Here is a 15,443-nt window from a genome sequence, read left to right as displayed (position 1 = left end):
TGGGGCGGGGACATCGATTCATCGGGGCTGCCTCTGCGATCATGGCGCCGCGGGGTGCCGCCGGAGCAGCACGGACGCCGTACTTGCCGGGCCGGGCGTCTGCCCGCCGGCCGAATCATCACCTGGAGCACCCCGCTACGACGAGAGGGTTGCTGCCCAGCCGGCCAGGGCCGATGGCTGGAACTCTTGATTGCTGACTACATGCTAGAGGACGCCGGCTACCGGCGGGCAGATGACGTTATCCGGGGTAAGCGACGGTCACAGGTCGCTAATTCGGTCATATTTCGGTCCAAACCGTCACACTCCACCGAACGCGTCATCCGTCGTCAACCGGCGCTCGCGGGCGTGCTCGGAAGGGCGGGCATGCCCGGTTAGGCGGCCGTCAGGCTGGCTGGCTGAAGGCGTCGGTCCGCTCCGGCGGCCCGGCGATCAGTATCCGGTCCAGGATGGTCAGCACCATGCCGGCGCCGGCGAATTCCCAAGGGCCGGACGCGCTCCGGCGGGCAATAATCGAGACGCCGTACATCTCCTGAACCCGCCCGGGATCGAGGGGAACGCCGACGACGGCGCCGTGCGGCACCGTTTCGGCGACGGCGAAGTCTTCGCCCACCCTGATGTACTCCAGCAGGCTGGCGCGGACCAGATGAGCGACCCGCCGGCCCATGTCCTGCTCCGGGTAAACCACGTGGTGGACGCCGATCTGGTCCAGGATCAGTCCGTGCTGCTCGCTGGCGGCCGCGGCCCACACTTGGGCCACCCCGGAGCGGACCAACTGCGAGGCGGTGAGCACGCTGGCCGCGATGTCGCTGGTGATGCCCAGCACCACACGGTTGAATTCGGACACCGACAGCTGATCGAGCACTTCAGTGTCAGTGCAGTCCGCCGTCACGACCAAAGTGAGGCGGCCGTCGAGCCGCTGGACCACTTCTCCATTGCTGTCCACGCCCAAAACCTCGGTGCCCTCGGCCATCAGCTCCAGGGCGACGGACTCCCCGAAGCGGCCCAGCCCGAGCACGGCGACTGCGTCTGCGTCGGCGCGGGCGTGTCCCGGATCCCGCGCACCAAGAAAGCTGAACCTAGCCAATGATGGGCCTTTCGATCGGAAGTTCGTAGTGCAGCGGCCGGTCGCGCAGTGCCAGCGCCGAGGCAAAGAGGAGTGGGCCGAGCCGGCCGGCGAACATCAGGACGATCAGGATCAGCTGGCCCGCCGCCGGAAGGTGCGCGGTGATGCCGGTGGACAGGCCAACCGTGGCGAACGCCGAAACTGCTTCAAACAGGACCGATTCCAGGGGAAACCCGGTCAGGACCAGCAGTATGCCGGTGGCGGTGCCCACGAGAAGGACCGAGAGCACCAGCACGGCGATGGCCTGGCGGTAGACCGCCGGGGAGAGCGATTTGCCGAGGACGTTCACCTGCCGCCGGCCCCTGACCTCCGCGGCGAGAATGAAGAACAGCACGGCAGCAGTCGTGATCTTGACCCCGCCGCCCGTGCCGGCGGGTCCGGCGCCGATGAACATCAGCGCGTCCATGACCAGCAGGGTGGCGCCGTCCAGGGCGGCGATGTCCACGCTGTAGAACCCCGAGGTGCGTGTCTGCACGGACTGGAAGAACCCGGTCAGGAGCTTGGAGGGCCAGTCCAGCGGACCCAGCGTGCGCGGGTTGTCCCACTCCAGCGCCGTGATGAAGACAGTTCCGGCAAGCAGGAGCACGGCGCTGCCGGCCAGCACCAGCCGGGTGTTCATTGACCAGCGCCGCGGGATGCGCAGGTCCCGGCGCAGCTGGACCAGTACCGGAAATCCGAGGCCGCCAAGGATGACCGCCGCGCAGATGGGCAGGCTCACCGCCGGATCGGTGGCGTACTGCACCAGGCTGTCGGAGAACAGGGCAAAGCCGGCATTGTTGAAGGCCGACACCGCATGGAAGGCCCCCAGCCACAGGGCCTCCCCCGGACTTCGGCCGTAAGACAGCCAAAAACGGGCCGCCAGCATCAGACCCACGATCCCTTCCACCAGGAGGGTAATCTTCGCGACGCCCGCAATGACCGACGGCACATGGGACAGGTCCGGCTTGTTGCCTTCGAGGGCGAATGTGACCTTGCTGCGCAGGGACAGCCTGTGCATGACGGTGAGCGCCACAACCGATGCGAAGCTCATCACCCCGAATCCGCCGAGCTGGATCAGCGCCAGCATCACGGCCTGCCCGAAACCCGTCCAGTAGACCGGAGTTTCCACCACCCCCAGGCCGGTGACGCAGAGCGAGGACGTGGAGGTGAAAAAGGCCACCATGATCGGGGCTCCGCCGGATTCGGTGCTGGCAGCCGGCAGGGTGAGCAGACCCGTTCCCGCCAGGTCGGCGGCCAGGAACCCCAGAAACACGGAGCGCGCCGGCCGGAGGGGTTTCCTGCGGCGCGGCAGCAGGCGTGCACGGTTTCCCACGTCCCGACGGTACGCCGGGCCGCTGCAGCGCCGCCAGCGGGCCCCGCGGTTTAGGCGACGCGGAGGTCGATCTCCCCCGGCGCGGCGCCGTCGGCTCCGAACACGAGGTGCCGGTTGGCGATCTTGTCGGTAAAGAACCGGTCGTGGCTGACCACCACCACGGCACCGGGGAAGTGCAGCAGTGCCCGCTCCATGACCTGGGTGCTGGAGAGGTCCAGGTGGTTGGTGGGCTCATCGAGCAGCAGCACCGACGCGCCGGAGAGCAAGCACTGGGCCATCGCCACGCGGGCCTTCTGCCCGCCGGACAGGTTGCCGATCTTCTGCTTCAGGTCCGCCTCGGAGAACTGGAACATGGTCAGGAACCGGTTGACCGATTTCTTCGTGGCGGTCAGGGCCAGGCTGTCCGGCATGGCGTTCACCGCGTGGGTGACGGTGTCGGCGTCGTCGAGCTCGGCAAGCACCTGGTTGTAGGAAACCATCCGGGCGCCGTTCGCCCAGGCGACCTTGCCGGCGTCGGCCTTTTCCTCGCCCGTAAGAACGCGCAGCAGGGTGGTCTTGCCGCTGCCGTTCGAGCCCAGGACCACGAGCCGGTCGCCGCGCCGAATCTCGAAGCTCAGCCCGGAAAACAGGGTCTTGTCGCCGTAGGACTTTTCCAGGGACTCCACCCGGCACAGGTTGTCCTTCACATGCAGGCCGCCGTAAATCTCGGTGATGATCTGGTCCACCGGGCGAGGCGCGCGGGCCTTCTTGATCTTGGCGAGCTTGCCGTCCAGGGCACCGCTGCCGGCCTTGGCGGCCTCGCGCCGGTCCGAAATACCTTCGGCTTCGAAGGCGAGCAGCTCCGACTCATGCACAAACTGGGACGCCAGCGCCTTGAGCCGGAACTGCTTCTGGATCACGTACTCACCGAAGTTGCCGGGGTACTCGTGCAGGTGGTAGTTCTCCACCTCAATGATGCGGGTCACCACCGCGTCCAGGAACTTCCGGTCGTGGGAGACGACGACGGCGGCCCCGCGGAAGTCGCGGAACCAGCTTTCCAGCCACTCAACGCCGGCCACGTCCAGGTAGTTGGTGGGCTCATCAAGCAGCAGCACGTCCGGGGCCTCGAGCAGGATCTTGGCCAGGGCCGCACGGTTGCGCCAGCCGCCGGAGAGGGCGTCGATGGGGCAGACACGGTGCGCCTCACTGAAGCCGAGAGTGGTCAGCGCGGCGTCGATCCGGCGCGGGTAGTCCCAGCCGTCCAGCCGGTCCATGGTCTCGAACAGCTCGGCCTGCCGGTTGATCAGCTTGTCCAGCACCTTGGGTTCCGGGTCCGCGGCGATCGTCTCATCGATGGCCGCCAGTTCCGCCTGCGTGGCTTTGATCTCGACGAACAGTGCGTCGAGCACCTCAGTGATGGTCGACTCGCCGTTCAGCTCGGAGAACTGGGAGAAGTAGCCGATCTTCAGGCCCTGGTCCAGGGTGACCGTGCCGGAATCCGGAACAATCTGCTCGAGGATCAGCTTCAGCAGCGTGGACTTGCCCGAACCGTTCTTGCCGATCAACCCCACCCGGTCCTTTGGTTCCAGACGGAAGAAGGCCTCACGCAGGATCTGCGTCTTGTCGAAGCCAACATTAACGTCCTGCAGCCGGATCAGGCTCATATGGGGTGTCCTCTCGGGGATGGAAGCTGGCACACGGTACCGGGCGGTCGAAGGACCGTCCGGTGTTTGTTCTCCCGTTGACCAAGCCACTCATCTTATCCGCTGCGCCGTGCCGGCCGGTCCGGGCGAAATCGCCTCCGGCCTGCCCTGTTCCCGGCACGGCCGCCGCTGCATACTGGAAAGCCGCACGAACAGTTCACCGTTACGCTCACAAACGAGGTGCAGATATGACGGAAGTGACGACGCTGGCGTCCGGGCTCGGCATGGGGGAATCGGCCCGGTGGCATGGAAACGAACTGTGGTTCGCCGACTGGACCGCCGGCACCATCTCAGCTCTCGACGGCGACGGCCATGTCCGGCGGGTGACTGCCGTTCCGTCGTTTCCCATCAGCTTTGACTGGCTGCCGGACGGACGCATGGCAGTGGTCTCCGGCAGCGATGCAACGGTCCTGCTGGAGGTGCACAACGCGGGACTCGTGCCGCTGGCGGATCTGCGCGGCATCTCCGAATATCCGTGGAATGAAATAGCCGTGCACCCCTCGGGCAACATTTACGTCAACGGCATTGGCTATGACTACACCGGCGAGGCGCAGGACAACGGGATCATCGCCGTCATCCGGCCGGACGGCTCGGTGGAACAGGTTGCCGCCGGACTGGCGTTCCCCAACGGCATGCTGGTGTCGGAAGACGGCGGCACGCTTGTGGTGGCCGAATCCAACGCGGGGCGCCTTGCGTCCTTCCGGATCGGGGAGGACGGCTCGCTCGTCCCGGACGGAGTGTGGGCCGGAGTGCAGGGCAGCGCACCGGACGGGATCTGCTGGGACGGCACCGGCGGAATCTGGTTTGCCGAGGTGCCCGGGGAACGCTGCGTCCGGGTCCGGCAGGGCGGTGCGGTGCTGCAGACGGTCCAGCTGGAGCAGGGCTGCTTCTCCTGCGCCGCCGGCGGCACCGACGGCGGTCTCCTGTTCATGCTGACGGCACAGTGGCCCGAGGTCATGGATCCCGCAGCCGAACACACCGGCCGGGTCATGGGACTGCGCGTGAAATAGGGTGAGCGCCGCGGTTTGGGGCAGCCTTCAACGGGCCGATGGCAGCTGTACTCTGGTTGCTGATCGCTTAGTTTGCGACGGCGCGTTTCCCGGGCCCGAATGGAGCATGGCTATGACCGACACCGCCCAGCGCTTGCTGGATTCCGCAACAGATGCGTTTGCGGCCAAAGGCTTCCACGGCACGACGACGCGGGACATCGCCTCCGGTGCCGGGGTGACCTCCGGAGCGGTCTACGTCCATCACAAGTCCAAGGAAGACCTGCTCTACTGCATCTCCAAAGTCGGCCACGAACGGACGCTCGAACTGGTACGTTCCAGCACGAACTCCGACCAGGGACCGGCGGAACAGATGAGTGGCCTGGTCCGGAGCCTGGTGGAGTGGCAGGCCGCCAACCACACCAAGTCCCGGGTGGTGAATTTCGAACTGCCGGCGCTCAGCGAGGAGCATTTGGCTGACGTTCTGCGGATGCGCCACCAGGTGGAGGACGAATTTCGCCGGATTGTCGATGACGGCCTCGCTCAGGGCGTCTTCAACGTGCCCGATGCCAACATGGCGGTGGTCACGCTGCTCTCCCTGTGCATCGACGTCGCACGCTGGTACCGCAGCAGCGGCCGGCTCAGCGCGGCGGAAATCGGCGAGCACCACAGCGCCATGGCCCTGCGCCTGCTGGGCGCGGCCGGCACCCCGAGCGGCGACTAACCGTGGAATCCAGCGGCTGAGGCCGTTGCAGCTGGCGGGCCTGCGCCGGTCAGACCCCCCGGTCTGTGAATGTTTTTGGGAGCTGCTGAGGTGTGGTTCGTAACCTCGGTGATTCGCGCTGACATTTTGGGCAGCATATCCGGAAAAGTTTATATGAATGGATAGCAATGGATACGTAAAATCCCGTCAGGGTTGCTTCTCGTCATATGGCGGAGGCGAGGCGGAAGCAGTCGTATTCAAGGACCGGCTGCAGCAAGACAAGGCAGGATCAAAGCGGAGCCGGCGGAATGTGGCTGAGCTAGCGGCCACTGAACCTTTGCCCCTTTGGCCAGCCCCGCACTGGTTTCCCGTTCCCCGCTCCCCCGGACCTCCGCTTCCCAGAACGTCCGCTCCCCCTCCGTCAGTGCCGAGGCGCCTCGGGCCAGGGAACAACCTCCAGCGCAGGCCATTCGGCCGCCCAGCGGCGGGTCTTGTCCTCATACACCCTGCGGGGCGACAGGACCGGATTGGGAACGATCCGGCGGTCAAACAGGTCACGGTAACCGCGCGGGGCATAGCTCCTCAGCCCGCCGTCGTCGTCAGTGGTTGGCGTGAAGGGAACGGCCGGCACACCGAAATGCTCCCCGTACCAGAGGTGCACCCGGGCTTCGTTGCGGATCTCCACGCGCACACCCAGATCGGCGAAGAGCGCGTGAGCACTGTGGATAACGCCATCTTCGGCAGCATAGGAGGTATCCGGATGCTATCCCCAGCTGCGGCGCGCGCTCCAGAATGCTCGCATTCACCGGATTGCGCAGCACGGCGCTGAGGAAGCGCCGCTCATCGCCATGCCCGCGGTCAGGCTCCCGCAGAGGAAATCCGCAGTCCAAGGTTGTCCAGCCCGGAGCGGATCATCGCGCCGTAGCCGTCGTCGGAGAGATGGCTGGACCGCACCATTCCGGCCCGCTGATGCTCGCGGGCCAACCCGCCCTGGCCGCGCCGCAGGTAGCCATCACCGAGATTCAGGTGCAGCGACGGCAGCATGCCTTGCACCGACGGAATTCCCACGGGTTTGAGGTCCCCGTTGTCCAGGAAGCCGTGTTCGTGCAGTGCCGTTTCGTCCCAGCCGACCTCGGCGTCCAACTCGTCCTGGACATCCGCGAGGTAATGCGCCAGCACGCACCGCTGGGCATGGTCTTCCGGAGAAACACTCTCCCAGCACAACACCAGCAGCCGCCGCCCTTCAGGTTTATCTCCCGACAGAGCCGCTGCCACAGCCGCCAGCACGTCATCCCAATCTGCCAAACCCGTCCCCCTGTTTCCGCTTCCCCTGGCGCCCGGCATGCCTCTCCGGGCGCCAGGCTAGGCGAACGCGGAGAAGCCGGTAATGTGCCGCCCGAGGATCAGCGACTGCATCGAATCAGTGCCCTCGTAGTTGAAGACTACCTCCATGTCGGTCAGGTGCCGGGCAACATGGTTCTCCAGCAGCAGGCCGTTGCCGCCCATGATGTCGCGGGCCTCTGAACAGATCCAGCGACCCTGCCGGGCGGCGAACATCTTCGCCATCGACGCCATGGGACTGGTCATGACGCCCTGGTCCGCGAGTTCGTTGAGGCGGAAGCAGGTCAGCTTGATGGCGGTAAGCTGGGCCAGCATGTTGGCCAGCTTGTTCTGCACCAGCTGGAACCTGCCGATCTCCTTTCCGAACTGCACCCGGGTCTTCGCGTAAGCGACGGCAATCTCGTAGGCCGCAACGGCATGCCCCAGGGCCTCCCACGCCACTCCCCCGCGGGTTGCGGCCAGGACCTTGTTGACGTCTTTGAAGGAGTTGCAGTTCTCCAGCCGGTTCTCGGCCGGAATCCTAAGGTCCTCAATGACGATGTTGGGCTGCAGGACGGCGCGCTTGCCGATCTTGCCGGTGATGACCTCGGCGTTGTAGCCGGCCGGATGATTGCCGTCGTCGTCCTTTTCCATCACGAATGCCTTCACCGCGTCGTCGGCTTCATCGCGGGCGAAAATAACGACGACGTCGGCAAAGCTCGCGTTGCCGATCCACCGCTTGCCCCCGTTCAGGACATAGGTGTCCCCCTCGCGGCGGGCGGACGTTTCGAGCGAGACCGAATCGGACCCGTGCTCCGGCTCGGTCAGGGCGAAGGCGCCGATTTTCTCGAACCGGGCCATGGCCGGCAGCCAGCGCTGTTTCTGCTCCTCGCTGCCCAGCATGTCGATGCTGCCCATCGCCAGGCCGGAGTGCACTCCAAAAAAGGTGTTGATCGAACCGTCGCCGCGGGCCAGTTCCGCCGCCGCCACGGAGGCCGCCATCCGGCTCAGTCCCGGGCAGCCGTACCCCTTGATGGTTCCGCCGGCAATGTTCAGGGCCGCAAGCTTGGGAACCAGCTCAAACGGAACTTCCGCCCGTTCCCAGTACCCGTTGATGACCGGCAGCAGGTCGGTATCCACAAACGCCCGAACCCTGGCCTGCACGTCCTTTGTTTCGTCGTCGAGCAGGTTGTCCAGCAGGTACAGGTCGCTGTCGACGTCCTGCACTGCCGTCGGATCAAAACCGGAACGGATGGTCTCTGTGGTCATGACGGCTCCCTGCGTAGGTAACTGATCGCTTAGTGACCCGAGTATGGGCGCGCCCAAGAGCGTCCGTCAATAGTGTCCGAAGACTTCAAACTGCCACTGCAGCGCCGCCCGTCAGGGTGCGGCATCCGTCAGTGTGCGGCATTCGTTAGTGTGCGGCGGCCGCTCCGTGAAAAAGTCGGTTCGTGGCAATTTCAGCGCCACGCCCCAGCGACTCCAGCTTGGCAACTGCGATGTCCGGATGCAGGCGGCCGCCAAGCCCGCAGTCGGTGCCCGCGATGACGTTTTCCCGGCCCACCAGGGAGGCGAAGCGCTCAATCCGCTGGGCCACCAGTTCGGGATGCTCCACCACGTTGGTCGCATGGGAGACCACGCCCGGAACCAGGACCTTGCCGTCGGGAAGCTGCCGATCCTGCCAGATGGTCCATTCGTGCTCGTGGCGCACGTTGCCGGCCTCGAAGGAATAGGAGCCGGCGTTGATGCCCAGCACCAGATCCACGATGTGCTCGAACCCAATGTCGGTGGTGTGCGGACCGTGCCAGGAACCCCAGCAGACATGGAAGCGCACCTGCTCTTCCGGCAACCCCCGCAGGGCATGGTTCAGTGCATCCACCCGGATCCGGGTAAACCGCTGGTAGTCCTCGACGCTGGGCTCGGGATTAATCTGGTCCCAGTTTTCGGCGACGGATGGGTCATCGATCTGCACAATCAGCCCCGCGTCCACGATGGCTTTGTATTCCTCGCGGAGGACGTCGGCCCAGGCATAAATGAATTCCTCTTCGCTCCGGTAGTACTCATTGCCGATTCGGCTGGCCGAACCCGGCGACAACGAGGTGATAAAACCGGTGGGAAGATCCGCGGCCGCGAGGCCGGCCTTGAGGTTTGCTATGTCGCTGTTCAGGGCGTCGCGGCCGATGTAGCTGATGGGACCGGTGGCTGTGGGAAAGGCCGTGGCGTTCCGGCCGAGCTGAATCCCGCTTTCCGGATCCGAATAGGCAGCGGCAAATTGGGTCCAGTCCCGCCGGTCGGCAAAAGAGGTCAGCCGAATGTCGCCGGGTCCACTTCGAATGGGCTCTGCAGTGATGGGATTGAAATCTGTGAGTTCCAGACCTGAAGTCCGTTGGAAACTGTATGTCCACCAGGCCCCGTAGTCGACGGCATTGGACATCGCTTTGCCGTATTCGCCGTCGCCCGGGATGGTAATGCCGAGGTTCTTCTGGCGCTGAACCAGGTCGACGACGGCGGTGGTCAACAGTGCGTCAAACTCTGGGGTGCGTTCGAGCGTGAAACCGTCTTCGGCGAAGGTGCGGGCCGCATTGGCGGTTATCAGTTCCGCGGTGCGGGGCAGCGAACCGGCGTGGCTGGTGGAAATGCGGTCAAGCGTCATGGGAATTCCTTCCATCGGTCCTGCCATTAGCACCGTTCCGGAGGGAATGTTTCCGGGGGAAGCTGCAGCGTCGCGGAGGCAGGTCTCTCAGCTGCTCTGGATGGTGTGGATCAGGCGCTCATCCACTGGCAACGCGGGTGCGTCCCCTCTCCGGCCGGTCGCCGGGTGCCGCGCGGAGGGGCTGAAACCAGCATGCCGCCGTCGGCTCTAAAACTCCAGCAGCGCGTTACATGACGCAGGAGCGGCGAAATGAGACGGATTGCTGCGCCGCGTGAACCGGCGCAGGGCTGAACCCACCACCGGTCCCCCGTGACACCGCCTCCAGGCGGGCACCCCCTCCTGAAACGTCCATGCCCGGCCGAGACTGGAACGAGCGCTGGCAAGGACATCTCTGCCCGCCCGGAAACGCATCCGGGAACTCACTTATTCGCGGAGCTGTAAGCCTCTCGAATTTCCTGGCTGATCCGGCCGCGGGCGCTTGGCGTATAGCCGTTGGCAATCGCCCATTCACGGATCTTTCGGCTGTCGTCACTGCGCGGTGCGCTTTCACGTCGTGCAGTGCGGCCGGCTGCTGCACCGCGCAGCCGCCGTCCGCTGGAAAGATACGGACTTAGCTTCTCGCGAAGTTCGGCCGCATGCTCGGTTGTCAGGTCGATTTCATATTGAGCGCCGTCCAAGGCGAACTTCACAGTTTCCTGCGCATCTTCGCCGTTGAGGTCGTCAATCAGGAGAACTTGTTTTTTCTGAGCCACGTGGTCTTGTCCCTATTTCTATAATTCTGGACCACCCCTTCGGACAAGTTTATCCGAACTGCCCTTGCGCAATAGCGGGCAGCCCGATTTTCGCTTTGAGTTGTAGGGATTTTTTCGCAACGGCGGGTAAGGGGCTTGTCCACGGGACTGCCGCCAATACTTTGGATGATTGCGTTATAACGGGGCCGCCGCCGATGTCCCCAGTTCCCCGCACCGCGCAAAGGAGACTTTAGGCACCAACGCGGCTTCCGCCGTCGTCGGCCGCCAGCATGTGCGGGCATTGGTGACCACAAGCCAGGCCGGCAGCACCGCCAGGCGCAGAACGGCCGTCACGTCCACGTCGCCGGTGATGACGACGGCGATAAACAGGGCCATCCAGCCGTCGCGGGCGACAGCGATGACTACTCCGAGCACAGCCGCGGACACCGCGAGGCTGACGGGCAATGACGGAACCAGGGCCGAGGCGGCCAGCCCCACCGCCACACCGACAAACACTGCCGGGAAGATCCGGCCGCCGCGGAAGCCCGCCGCTGCCGCGATCACCAGGGCCGCGAGTTTCACGGCCGCCAGGAGCACCAAGGTCCAGGCTGAATCATCGCCGCGGTGTGCCAGCAGCTCGGCCGATTCCTCGGCGCCTTTGAACAGTGTGCTCGGGCCGCCGATCACACCCAAGACGCCCATCAGCGCGCCGCCGAGCATCGTGTAGAGCACCGGATTCCGGAGCCGGCGGAAGCCACGGTGCACCCTGGTAAACGCGGCGACGCCAACCAGGGCGAAGGCTGCGGCCAGCGGGGCAATGACAAAGCCCGCCAGCACGTCCCATCCGTTGGGGCTGCCATTGGCGGCAGTGTGATGTGCAGCAGGGTGCCGCCCAGCAGGGTCATGGTGACGGCCCCGGTGCCGGCGGAAGCAAGCGGCAGGAAAAGTTTGTCGAACAGGGCTCCGCCGCCGCCCATCGCGCCGGCCATCCCGGTGAAGAGCAGCGCCGCAGCCACCGGTGTGCCGAACAGTGCGCCCACGGTTCCGGCGACCGTCAGCCCCAGGATGAGCCGGGGCGGAACACACCGAAACAGGCGTCCGACCAGCACCGTCAGGATTGCAGCATTGATGGCGATGATCGGGTTTTCCGAGCCCAGGCTGACGCCGCCTGCCAGCCCCAGAACCGCCGCGGCCGCCAGGCTGGGCACCACGCTGATCGGCAGGGCCGATTCGGCCAGTTCCGACTCCGCGGAATCCGGGCCGGCGTGTCCGGGCACGAACCGCGCAATGAGGCCAACGCCGAGTCCGGTGAGGGTCAGGGTGCCGAAAATCCACCAGCCGCCCTGCGGATCGGCACCGACGGCGGCGGGCAGGTTGTCCCACAGCAGGTGCTGCAGCAACAGGCTGAGTTCATCAAGGGCAAAGAGCACCAGTGCCGACACCACACCGATCAGGATCGCCGGAACGGCGAGCGGAACCAGGGTCCGGACACGGTTGTGCTCGAGCGTACCGTCGTTTACGGGTTCGGACATGGCGTCTCTTCCCTTAAACCAGCGGCGGCCGGCTGCGGAGCGCGTGTCCTGTTCGGGGTACTGGCCGGCAAGGGGAAGGACCAGAGACCCGGCTAGGGTCGGTCCCCAACGCCATCTACAAGTTTGAGGGATTCCCGAAGCAGCTGCGTCAGGTCCGAGGCATCGGAGCGAAGCCACTGTTCGTATGCCGCCAGGCACAGCCCCAGCAGCCCCCACGCGATAGCCTGCGGTTTCAGGCTATCTTCCGGTACGTCCAGCCGCTGGGCCACGTGCTCTGCGACCACCTGGCGCCAGGCCGCGTAGCGCAGGGTGGAGTGTGCCAGCAGCGTCGGCACATGCAGCAGCAGTTCCATCCGCTGCCGGTGAAATGGGGCTTCCTCCGGTGGAAAACGGTTGAACTCAATAACGGCACTGCACAATCCGGCAATCAGTGGCTGCTCCGCCGGCAGCGACCGCAGATACTCAGCCATCCGCTCCAGCAGCGCCTCGAAATCTCCCCAGGGAAGATCATTCTTGGACGCGAAATAGCGGAAAAACGTGCGGCGGCCAATGCCGGCGGCGGCAGCGATGTCATCAACGGTGACCCGGTCGAATCCACGGTGATTGAACAGGGCAAGCGCCACATGGCTGAGCTCCTCCTTTGTCGTCACCGGCTTGCGGCCGGATCGGATCGGCTCCGCAGCAGCTGAAATGTCCAAGAAATTACCTCTTCCCAATGGCACTGGGTGCCGTTACTGTTCTGCGCACACAGAGTATCGCCATCGACGCCGGTTTCTGACGCAAGGAGCACAAAATGATCTCGAACACCGCTGCCACTGAAAAATCCGCATCCGACTCGGCTGCCCAGGATCCGGAATTCTCCGAGGACCTGTTGGTGGAGGAAGTCTCCATCGACGGCATGTGCGGCGTGTACTAGGGGCACGCCGCACATGCAGACGTTTGACCTCAACAGCGCCTGGCAGCTTCATCCCCAGGTTTCCGTCCGCCCTGAACCCTTCGGTGCCCTCCTTTATCATTTCGGAACCCGACGGCTCTCCTTCCTAAAGGACCGGACGCTGCTGGCCCTGGTGCGGCAGCTTGCCGAGGAACCCACGGCCCGCTCGGCCTGTGCCGCAGTTGGCGTCGGCAACGGCGATCTAACCCGGTACCAGCAGGCACTCTGCACCCTGGCCACTTCCGCAATGCTCATTGAGAGGCAGCCATGACCCTGCTCCCGGATGCGCCGCCCCGGCCCACTACCCTCGTTGACCTGTTTGAGACCGGCCTGGACGCCCCGATTTGCCTGACCTGGGAGCTGACCTATGCCTGCAATCTCTCCTGCGTACACTGCCTGTCCAGCTCAGGCCGCCGCGATCCCCGCGAGCTGAGCACCGCGGAGTGCAAGGGGATCATCGACGAGCTTCAGCGCATGCAAGTCTTTTATGTGAACATTGGCGGCGGTGAGCCAACGGTGCGCCCCGATTTCTGGGAGCTTGTGGACTACGCCACAGCTCACCAGGTTGGGGTGAAATTCTCCACCAACGGTGTGAAGGTTACCCCGGAGGTTGCCGCGCGGCTGGCAGGCAGCGACTACGTGGACGTACAGATTTCCCTGGACGGAGCCACCGCCGAAGTCAATGACCACGTGCGCGGGCCAGGATCCTACGACACGGCTCTGCGGGCCATGCAAAACATGGCGGATGCCGGATTTACCGGCTTCAAAATTTCCGTGGTCTGCACCCGACAGAACATTCCGCAGTTGGACGAATTCAAGGCCATCGCCGACAGGTACAACGCCCAACTGCGCCTGACTCGTCTGCGACCCTCCGGCCGCGGCGCCGATGTGTGGGATGAGCTGCATCCCACGGCGGAGCAGCAGCGTGAACTCTACGACTGGCTCGTGGCCCACGGCGAGGACGTGCTGACCGGCGACTCCTTCTTCCACTTGTCCGCCTACGGCGGTGCGCTGCCGGGACTAAACATGTGCGGCGCCGGGCGGGTGGTTTGCTTGATTGATCCGGTCGGTGACGTCTACGCCTGTCCGTTCGCCATCCACGACCAGTTCCTGGCCGGCAACGTCCGCGCGCCGGGAGGCTTTACTGAAGTCTGGCGGCACTCTGAGCTCTTCACCGAGTTGCGCAGCCCGCAGACCGGCGGCGCGTGTGCCTCGTGTTCCTTCTATGATTCCTGCCGCGGCGGCTGCATGGCGGCCAAATTCTTCACCGGCCTGCCGCTGGACGGTCCCGATCCGGAATGTGTCCGCGGACTGGGCGCCGAAGCACTGGAGGCCCGGACGGCGGAAACCGCGCCGCGCTCCGGCGTCGACCATTCCCACCGGACCTCCCCTCCCCGGCCACGCACCGGCCCGGTTCCGGTCACCATTTCCCGGCGCCGGGTGGAGCAGCCTCCGGTGAGTGCCTGCGCCGAAAATCCGCTCGCCGGATTCGTCCCGGGGCCGGCGGATCCGGCAGGAAACGGCGGCTGCGGCGACAAGTGCGGCTGCGGCTGATTCCACGCACGCAAGAAACACGCGCATTAACACCACGGAGCACCGACGAAGAAAAGAGGACCAGCAATGGGACGTGTCGAGGGAAAAGTAGCGTTTGTCACCGGTGCCGCCCGGGGGCAGGGACGCAGCCATGCCATCCGGCTGGCCCAGGAGGGCGCGGACATCATCGCCGTCGATATCTGCCGGCAAATGGACACCGTGCACTACCCGATGGCAACCGCTGAGGACCTGCAGCAGACAGTCAAGGACGTTGAAGCGCTGGACCGGCGGATCGTGGCCATTGAAGCCGATGTGCGGGACTTTGCAGCGCTGAAGGCTGCGGTGGATGAGGGGGTGGCCGAGCTGGGCCGGCTGGACATCGTCTGCGGCAACGCGGGAATAGCCGGTTTCGCCCGGGCGGAGGAGCTTTCCGATGCAGAGTGGGGCGACATGATGGACGTCAACCTCACCGGCGTCTGGCACACCGCCAAAGCTGCCATTCCGCATCTGAAAGCGGGAGGCAACGGCGGATCGATTATCCTGACCAGCTCCACCGCAGGCCTGATGGGCATCGAAAACTCGGCACACTATGTGGCAGCCAAGCACGGGGTGGTGGGCCTGATGCGCGCCCTGGCGCTCGAGCTCGCACCGGACATGATCCGGGTGAACACCGTCCACCCCACGGGGGTGGACACGGACATGATCCAGAACCAGGTCATCTATAAGCTCTTCGCCCCGGATCTGGCAGACCCGACGCGCGAGCAGATCGCCGAACGTTTCCAGCCACTTAACGTGCTGCCCATACCCTGGGTGGAACCTGTGGACATTTCCAACGCCGTGCTGTTCCTCGCCTCGGACGAAGCCCGGTACATCACCGGCGTGACCCTGCCCGTCGATGCCGGAGCCACAGCCAAATAACCATTCTGAACCCGAG

16 protein-coding genes, 1 pseudogene and 1 riboswitch are annotated in these 15,443 nt (G+C 65.1%); of the genes and pseudogenes, 6 read left to right on the top strand and 11 right to left on the bottom strand.

Annotated elements, in window-relative coordinates; all coding sequences use genetic code 11:
• Positions 1-74: 74 nt before the first annotated feature.
• Positions 75-192: riboswitch (SAM riboswitch) on the bottom strand.
• A gap of 190 nt (positions 193-382) precedes the next feature.
• Genes QNO08_RS08455 through QNO08_RS08445 form a run of 3 tightly spaced genes read right to left on the bottom strand, consistent with a single transcriptional unit; the run spans position 383 to position 4,078 of the window.
• Positions 383-1,084, bottom strand: a complete 702-nt coding sequence (locus QNO08_RS08455; RefSeq protein ID WP_229965989.1) for a potassium channel family protein — start codon at positions 1,082-1,084, stop codon at positions 383-385.
• Positions 1,077-2,435 carry a TrkH family potassium uptake protein gene (locus QNO08_RS08450; RefSeq protein WP_229965990.1) on the bottom strand — a complete coding sequence of 453 codons (1,359 nt, stop codon included), beginning with the start codon at positions 2,433-2,435 and terminating at the stop codon, positions 1,077-1,079. The genes QNO08_RS08455 and QNO08_RS08450 overlap by 8 nt, the downstream gene beginning before the upstream one ends.
• Positions 2,436-2,485: 50 nt before the next feature.
• Entirely contained in the window at positions 2,486-4,078 is a 1,593-nt protein-coding gene (locus QNO08_RS08445) for an ABC-F family ATP-binding cassette domain-containing protein (RefSeq protein WP_229965991.1), read from the bottom strand.
• Between the two features lie 227 nt (positions 4,079-4,305).
• Here QNO08_RS08445 and QNO08_RS08440 point away from each other — a divergent pair, with 227 nt between their 5' ends.
• Positions 4,306-5,127, top strand: coding sequence for an SMP-30/gluconolactonase/LRE family protein (locus tag QNO08_RS08440; RefSeq protein WP_229965992.1), 822 nt, complete (start codon positions 4,306-4,308; stop codon positions 5,125-5,127).
• Between the two features lie 112 nt (positions 5,128-5,239).
• On the top strand, positions 5,240-5,827 hold the full coding sequence (locus QNO08_RS08435; RefSeq protein WP_229965993.1) for a TetR-type transcription factor C-terminal domain-containing protein: 588 nt from the start codon (positions 5,240-5,242) through the stop codon (positions 5,825-5,827).
• A 400-nt stretch (positions 5,828-6,227) separates the two neighbouring features.
• Here QNO08_RS08435 and QNO08_RS08430 read toward each other — a convergent pair.
• From QNO08_RS08430 to mftR, 8 genes and pseudogenes are all read right to left on the bottom strand, one after another.
• Positions 6,228-6,551 (bottom strand): annotated as a pseudogene (locus tag QNO08_RS08430) (nucleotidyltransferase family protein); the annotation flags it as partial.
• Between the two features lie 113 nt (positions 6,552-6,664).
• Positions 6,665-7,111 carry a hypothetical protein gene (locus QNO08_RS08425; RefSeq protein WP_229965994.1) on the bottom strand — a complete coding sequence of 149 codons (447 nt, stop codon included), beginning with the start codon at positions 7,109-7,111 and terminating at the stop codon, positions 6,665-6,667.
• Between the two features lie 57 nt (positions 7,112-7,168).
• Positions 7,169-8,395, bottom strand: a complete 1,227-nt coding sequence (locus tag QNO08_RS08420) for an acyl-CoA dehydrogenase family protein (RefSeq protein ID WP_229965995.1) — start codon at positions 8,393-8,395, stop codon at positions 7,169-7,171.
• 145 nt (positions 8,396-8,540) lie between these two features.
• Positions 8,541-9,779, bottom strand: coding sequence for a cobalamin-independent methionine synthase II family protein (locus QNO08_RS08415; RefSeq protein ID WP_231712726.1), 1,239 nt, complete (start codon positions 9,777-9,779; stop codon positions 8,541-8,543).
• 419 nt (positions 9,780-10,198) lie between these two features.
• Positions 10,199-10,531 carry a histone-like nucleoid-structuring protein Lsr2 gene (locus tag QNO08_RS08410; RefSeq protein WP_229965996.1) on the bottom strand — a complete coding sequence of 111 codons (333 nt, stop codon included), beginning with the start codon at positions 10,529-10,531 and terminating at the stop codon, positions 10,199-10,201.
• Between the two features lie 174 nt (positions 10,532-10,705).
• Positions 10,706-11,329, bottom strand: a complete 624-nt coding sequence (locus QNO08_RS08405) for a chloride channel protein (protein WP_284015821.1) — start codon at positions 11,327-11,329, stop codon at positions 10,706-10,708.
• Positions 11,212-12,042, bottom strand: a complete 831-nt coding sequence (locus tag QNO08_RS08400; protein WP_284015818.1) for a chloride channel protein — start codon at positions 12,040-12,042, stop codon at positions 11,212-11,214. Before QNO08_RS08400 ends, QNO08_RS08405 begins: the two co-directional genes overlap by 118 nt.
• Before the next feature lie 92 nt (positions 12,043-12,134).
• Positions 12,135-12,740, bottom strand: coding sequence for a mycofactocin system transcriptional regulator MftR (gene mftR, locus QNO08_RS08395; protein WP_229965997.1), 606 nt, complete (start codon positions 12,738-12,740; stop codon positions 12,135-12,137).
• Positions 12,741-12,835: 95 nt separating this feature from the next.
• Here mftR and mftA point away from each other — a divergent pair, with 95 nt between their 5' ends.
• From mftA to QNO08_RS08375, 4 genes are all read left to right on the top strand, one after another.
• Positions 12,836-12,958, top strand: a complete 123-nt coding sequence (gene mftA / locus QNO08_RS08390; protein ID WP_229965998.1) for a mycofactocin precursor MftA — start codon at positions 12,836-12,838, stop codon at positions 12,956-12,958.
• A 13-nt stretch (positions 12,959-12,971) separates the two neighbouring features.
• The gene (mftB, locus tag QNO08_RS08385) at positions 12,972-13,247 is read left to right on the top strand and encodes a mycofactocin biosynthesis chaperone MftB (RefSeq protein ID WP_229965999.1); all 276 of its coding nucleotides are present in this window, start codon (positions 12,972-12,974) and stop codon (positions 13,245-13,247) included.
• The gene (gene mftC / locus QNO08_RS08380) at positions 13,244-14,530 is read left to right on the top strand and encodes a mycofactocin radical SAM maturase (protein ID WP_229966000.1); all 1,287 of its coding nucleotides are present in this window, start codon (positions 13,244-13,246) and stop codon (positions 14,528-14,530) included. The genes mftB and mftC overlap by 4 nt, the downstream gene beginning before the upstream one ends.
• A 66-nt stretch (positions 14,531-14,596) precedes the next feature.
• A complete protein-coding gene (locus tag QNO08_RS08375) occupies positions 14,597-15,427 on the top strand; it encodes a mycofactocin-coupled SDR family oxidoreductase (RefSeq protein WP_229966001.1) in 831 nt (276 codons plus the stop codon).
• The last annotated feature ends 16 nt before the right edge of the window (positions 15,428-15,443 follow it).

This window comes from Arthrobacter sp. zg-Y820, assembly GCF_030142155.1.
Lineage (GTDB): Bacteria > Actinomycetota > Actinomycetes > Actinomycetales > Micrococcaceae > Arthrobacter_B.
This window is presented reverse-complemented; position numbering and strand designations above follow the sequence as displayed.